We start from the raw sequence: 5644 nt of genomic DNA, 5'->3' as shown, positions 1-5644 counted from the left end.
CTTGCAGGAGATTGTTGAAATCGTGCGCAATCCCGCCCGTGAGTTGCCCGAGCGCCTCCATTTTCTGCGCCTGGCGCAGCGCTTCCTCGGTTTGTTGAAGCGCTCGCTGAGTTTCCTTTTCGCTGGTTACGTCGCGGCCGTTGCCGTAAAGCGCATCGCCTTCGGGCGCGGCGACCCACGACACCCAGCGGTACGAACCGTCCTTGTGGCGATTGCGGTTCTCAAACCGCACCAGTCCCGACCGGGCAGCCGACAGCAGCGCCGCCTCGGTCGCGTCCACGTCGTCGGGGTGGACGATTTCCGCGAACGACTTGCCGATCAGTTCGTCCTCGCGGAAGCCGAGAATATCGGTCCAGGCCGGATTGACGGCGCGCAGCACGCCCGCGCTGCTCGCGACAATAAACAGGTCGCGGGAGTTGCGCCAGATGCTGTTGCGCTCGCGGGTGCGGGCGTCGACTTCGGCGGCCAGCGAATCGTTCAAGCGCCGCAATTGCGTCTCGCTGACGCGCAGCCGTTCTTCAAAGCGCTTATGCCCGGTGATGTCGTAAGTCACGCCGAGATAACGCAAGCCGCCCGCATTATCTTGAATCGCTTCGCCACGGCGCGCCATCCAGCGCTCCTCGCCGTTGTCCGGGCGGCGGATGCGGTACTCCAGATAATCAAGCGCACCGGCAGGCATGTCGCGATGGCCCGCGCGTACGCGCTCGCGGTCGTCGGGATGCACGAGTTCCAGCAGGTCATCGAGATGGTATTCATGACGGGGCGTCAAACCCCATTGCCAGCACAATTCTTCGGAAACCGCCAAGCGCCCGTTGTGCGGAAATATCTCGAAGGTGCCAATTCCGCCGGCCTGCTGCGCGATCCGCAGACGCTCTTCGCTTTCGCGCAATGCCCGGTCGCCCGCATGGCGCTCGATGGCGAGCGCCGTGATGCTCACCACTTGCGCAAAGTCGTCCAATTCCTCGCGCGTCGGCGTTTTAGGGATCGAATAATAGTTGGCGAAGGTGCCGAGCAGCCGGCCGTCGGCCGCCTGTATCGGCATGGACCAGCAGGCGCGGAGGTCGTACTGGCGGGCAATATCGCGGAACGCGGCCCAAACGGGGTCCGTCTGGATATCTTCCACAATCACCGGCTCGCCGCGGAACGCCGCAGCCCCGCACGACCCCATGAGCGGCCCGAATTCGAGGCCGTCCACAATCCGGTTGTAATCATCAGGCAAACTCGGCGCGGCGCCGTGGACCAGACGCTTCCCCGTGGCATCAACAAGCAGCACGGAGGCGCGCAACGGCTGTTCGGAGCGATTTTCCACACGACGAACCACGTGCTCGAGCACCTCGTGCAACGGCATGCCTGCAACAACACGCCCGAGCACGGCCCGCTCGAATTCGAGCTGGCTTAGCGTGGAAAACAGAAGGGGTTTTTGCATGGTCGTCCAGCAAAAGCCGGTATGTCGGCACAGTGCAACGAGCGAAATGTTCCAAATATTAGCACTGGGTATCACCAGGTCCCTGGTTGCACTTTATGCACAGCATGCGGCGCGCCTATTGTCCTCATCCAGATTATGTTTTAGGTCCGCGGGCATACATCGTGCGAGATTTGGACCATCTAAATAAAGCGTACGCGCAATGGATTTGTAATGGCCGTGGAGTCTCCCTGCATCAACATCTGCAAATTCGACGGTAAAACCGGCCTTTGCACAGGTTGCTTGCGAACCAGGGACGAGTGCAAGCAATGGAAAAAATTGAAGAACAAAACCCGGACAAAAATTATCGATCAACGGCCCAAACGCGAGGCTAAGCTTAAGAAAGCGAGCAAGTGACGCGATGCGTGCATGCCCCATGCAATCGCCATTGTTTGGCAACCTTTTGACACGACAAAAACGCGTGCTTGAGTGACGCGACAAGACGGCAAGGACACGAAAAAAACCCACTTACTTAGGGAGTTCAGTCATGACCATCATCGTTACGCTGAAACGCGTTTTATCGGTTTCCGTCGCCGTACTCGTTACGTCGTTTGCTACTCAGGCGGTCCATGCGCAAAGCATGAGTATGGGTTTGAGTCCTAACGACGACATGCGCGCTCCCACCAACAGCACGAGATTGATGCCGAACGCACCGTTGGGCAGCGAATATCCGACGCATGGCAATCAGCAAGCGGGTGAGATGAACCTGAATCCGACCGATCCGCGCGCGCAGTTGATCAACGGCCAGCCCAACAACACGCAAAGCGGTGGATATGGCTCACCGCTGGCAGGGAACAAGTCGAATGTGCCGCAGGCGAACTAGTTTTTTTAAGGTTGTGCCGTTCGATGTTGAAGGCGCGGCCTTTCGCCAAGGTGGTCGGTTCAGGTATGGGCAAGGACATTGACGAGCTTGCCGAACGGATCGCGCACGTAGAAACGTCTTACGCCCCAGGGTTCGTTGGCAGGTCCGTATTCAATCGCGAAACCCGCCGCTTTCATGCGCTCGAAGGCGGTGTCCACGTCATCTACCTCGATCGACAGGTCCGGCACCGGCGTGCCGGATCCGCCCTCCGAAGCCACGCTGACCTGGACGCTCATGGCCGTCCCGGAACCGAAAGTCTGAATCCAGCCTTGGTCCATCAGCAGGTCCAGACCTAATACGTCCTGATAGAACGACCGGGCACGGGTCATGTCTTGCGTGCCAATGTTGGCGACTATGCGCTTGACCTTCATCTTCACCTCCTTTCCTGGTCTTCGACTTTACGGTGCCGAGGGTGGATACGGTAAGGGCCTGGCCTTGGGATCGGTGGTCGTGTTATCGATGACCTTGTCGACATCCGCCGTTTTCGCCAGTTCGGCGAGGAATTTGTCTTTATCGAAAGCCGGCGATACACACCCTTGCACATAGATAAACCTGCGCTGCAGCAACAACCATAACGATGATTGCTCGCGCCAGTGCGTGGCGAGACTGATCATGCTGAGCCGGCGTTGAACCGCTTCGGCTATCTCGGCATCGTAGCGATACGAATTGGACAACCGACACCGCCCTTCCACCCAGCAGCTATTCCCGCGCTCGATCCGGTAATGCGCGTCGTTTATCCATTCCTGCTCCGTCTCCAACGGCCCCAGTGGAATTGGGCACGCGGGGATTGCCTTGGATATCTGGAAAAACGGATCGTTTCCGCGGTTACTGCGCACGTCGTCGGCAAGCGCTGAATGGCTTGCTATCAATATCGATGCCAGCAAACACCAGGCGCAGTGTTGAATAAGCGATCGCATTTTTCTTGTACTCACGCGGTTCTTAAGCAGGTGTCTTAGGCGTCTGACGGCGAATATAACCGATCGATACAGCCCCTCGGGCGACGCAACCATGCGGCGCGCAGGGACTTTCCGTCCTGCGCCCTTTAGCGTTTTCCCTAAGTCACTCCGCGTTGACATTCTTCCCGGCTGCGACCAAACTTGCCCGCAAGTGTGATCACACATCACAGTTTACTTATCGGCGATATGACGTGTACAGGTGCGTCCTCACCGTGAACGCAGGCGACCTCGTAGCGCTGTGCGGCTCCCTGAGCTATCAGGATGACTAATTAAGTAAGGTGACGTCGCGTTGCCGGACGTTGACCAGACCACGACTGAAAAAGGAAGAACAATGAGCGTTTTAAGCATGCTTCAACCGCGTTCGGGCTTGCGCGTACTCGTGACGGGTGGTGGTTCAGGTATCGGTCTGGTCATCGCCCGCGCCTTCGCCGAAACGGGCGCCCGCGTGCATGTCTGCGACGCGAGCCAGCAAGCACTCGACGCGCTGCACTCGGACCCGGCTAATGAAAGCATTTCCACCACGCACGCCGACGTTGCCGATAAAACCGCTGTCACCCGCGTATTCGCCGATGTGCAAAGCAAGCTTGGCGGCCTCGATGTGCTGCTCAACAACGCGGGGATTGCAGGCCCGACGGGCGGTATCGATGAAATGGACGTGGAGCAGTGGGAGCAGACCGTCGCGATCAACCTCAACGCGCAGTTTTACTTCGCGCGCCTTGCGGTCCCGTTGCTCAAGAAGTCCACGCACGGCGGTTCGATCATCGCGATGTCTTCCGTGGCGGGAAGACTCGGTTATGCATTCCGTACGCCCTATTCCGCCACCAAGTGGGCGCTGATCGGCCTTACCAAGAGCCTCGCGATCGAACTGGGACCGCACGGCATTCGCGTCAACGCAATCGAGCCGGGCATTGTGCGCGGGCCACGCATGGAGCGAGTGATTGCCGCGCGTGCGGAGCAGCTCGGCTTGTCCTATCCGGAGATGGAAGCGAAGTATCTGGAAAAAATCTCGTTGCGCCGCATGACGACGCAAGAAGAAATTGCGGCAACCGCATTGTTCCTGTGTTCGCCGGGCGGCAGCGGCATCTCTGGCCAGTCGATCTCCGTGTGCGGCAACGTCGAAGTGCTCTGACGCGCTGAATCATTCTCCATTCGTAAAGGATTTATCTTGGCCTCAACCCGCAAAGTCATCATTACCTGCGCGCCAACAGGCGCTATCCATACGCCGTCCATGTCGCCGTACCTGCCGGTCACGCCACAGGAAATCGGCGATGCGGCGCTCGCCGCCGCAGAAGCCGGCGCCGCCATCCTGCATCTGCACGCTCGCGATCCGAAGGACGGCCGGCCGACGCAAGATCCCGCCGTGTTCTCGGAATTCGTGCCGCGCATCAAGGCCAACACCAACGCGGTCATCAACCTGACAAGCGGCGGCAGTCCGCACATGACCGTGGAGGAACGGCTTCGGCCCGCCCATCATTTCAAGCCGGAAATAGCGTCGCTGAACATGGGCTCGATGAACTTCGGCCTGTATCCGATGCTCGATCGTTTCAAGGACCTCAAGCACGATTGGGAGCGCGAGCATCTCGCCAATAGCCGCGACCTGGTCTTCAAGAATACCTTCAAGGACATCGAGTTCATCCTGACTTCGTGTGGCGCGAACGGCACCCGCTTCGAGTTCGAGTGCTACGACATTTCGCATCTCTACAACCTGGCCCATTTCGTCGAACGCCAGCTCGCCAAACCGCCGTTTTTTATCCAGAGCGTATTCGGCTTGCTGGGCGGTATAGGCGCGCATCCGGAAGACCTGATGCATATGCGCCGCACCGCCGACCGACTATTCGGAAAGGATTACGTCTGGTCGATTCTCGGCGCCGGCCGCAACCAGATTCCTCTTTCGACGTTGGGCGTGGCGCAAGGCGCGAACGTTCGAGTGGGCCTCGAGGATTCCCTGTGGATCGGTCCCGGCCAGCTGGCTGAATCAAGTGCCGCGCAAGTGCGCAAGATACGACAGGTGATTGAAGGGCTGTCGCTCGAGGTCGCTACGCCGCAGGAGGCCCGCGCCATGCTGGGACTCAAGGGTGCTGACAACGTAAATTTCTAAGCCGGGTTTCATCGGCCCTTTACATCAAAAAAAAATCGGCAGGAGACATAGACGATGCGGATCGACGGAAAAAACATCAGCGGCAACATCAGCGACAAACGGCCGCCGCGGCACTCTCCCAAAGCGCACGCCCCGTGCGCCCCAGGCGCTCAACGTTTGTTCCCCGGACGCCTGGCGTTCCGTCGACCCTGATTGGAGTTTCCCATGTCAAGACCTCAAGCAAAATCGCGGTCCGCAACGCCGCTCGCGCATGCAGCCGTCACGCA

At 59.1% G+C, this 5644-nt stretch carries 7 protein-coding genes; 4 read left to right on the top strand and 3 right to left on the bottom strand.

Features of this window, described 5'->3' with window-relative positions:
* The coding region (locus tag JWR14_RS26905; RefSeq protein WP_366144604.1) for a PAS domain-containing protein at positions 1-1426 on the bottom strand (1426 nt) is incomplete at its 3' end.
* 210 nt (positions 1427-1636) lie between these two features.
* On the opposite strand from JWR14_RS26905, the gene JWR14_RS26900 reads away from it, so the two are divergent.
* Both JWR14_RS26900 and JWR14_RS26895 read left to right on the top strand, forming a co-directional pair.
* Complete coding sequence (locus JWR14_RS26900) at positions 1637-1819, top strand: DUF1289 domain-containing protein (protein ID WP_299714718.1); 183 nt, start codon at positions 1637-1639, stop codon at positions 1817-1819.
* Positions 1820-1949: 130 nt separating this feature from the next.
* On the top strand, positions 1950-2285 hold the full coding sequence (locus JWR14_RS26895; RefSeq protein WP_299714715.1) for a hypothetical protein: 336 nt from the start codon (positions 1950-1952) through the stop codon (positions 2283-2285).
* Positions 2286-2344: 59 nt separating this feature from the next.
* Here JWR14_RS26895 and JWR14_RS26890 read toward each other — a convergent pair whose 3' ends face one another.
* Both JWR14_RS26890 and JWR14_RS26885 read right to left on the bottom strand, forming a co-directional pair.
* Positions 2345-2695: a VOC family protein gene (locus JWR14_RS26890; protein ID WP_299714712.1), complete on the bottom strand. Its 351-nt coding sequence runs from the start codon at positions 2693-2695 to the stop codon at positions 2345-2347.
* 27 nt (positions 2696-2722) lie between these two features.
* Positions 2723-3241: a hypothetical protein gene (locus JWR14_RS26885; RefSeq protein ID WP_299714709.1), complete on the bottom strand. Its 519-nt coding sequence runs from the start codon at positions 3239-3241 to the stop codon at positions 2723-2725.
* 370 nt (positions 3242-3611) lie between these two features.
* Here JWR14_RS26885 and JWR14_RS26880 point away from each other — a divergent pair, with 370 nt between their 5' ends.
* On the top strand, positions 3612-4409 hold the full coding sequence (locus tag JWR14_RS26880; protein ID WP_299714706.1) for an SDR family oxidoreductase: 798 nt from the start codon (positions 3612-3614) through the stop codon (positions 4407-4409).
* 36 nt (positions 4410-4445) lie between these two features.
* Positions 4446-5378 carry a 3-keto-5-aminohexanoate cleavage protein gene (locus tag JWR14_RS26875; RefSeq protein ID WP_299714704.1) on the top strand — a complete coding sequence of 311 codons (933 nt, stop codon included), beginning with the start codon at positions 4446-4448 and terminating at the stop codon, positions 5376-5378.
* The last annotated feature ends 266 nt before the right edge of the window (positions 5379-5644 follow it).

It is taken from the genome of Caballeronia sp. (genome assembly GCF_028292365.1).
Taxonomy (GTDB): Bacteria; Pseudomonadota; Gammaproteobacteria; order Burkholderiales; family Burkholderiaceae; genus Caballeronia.
This window is presented reverse-complemented; position numbering and strand designations above follow the sequence as displayed.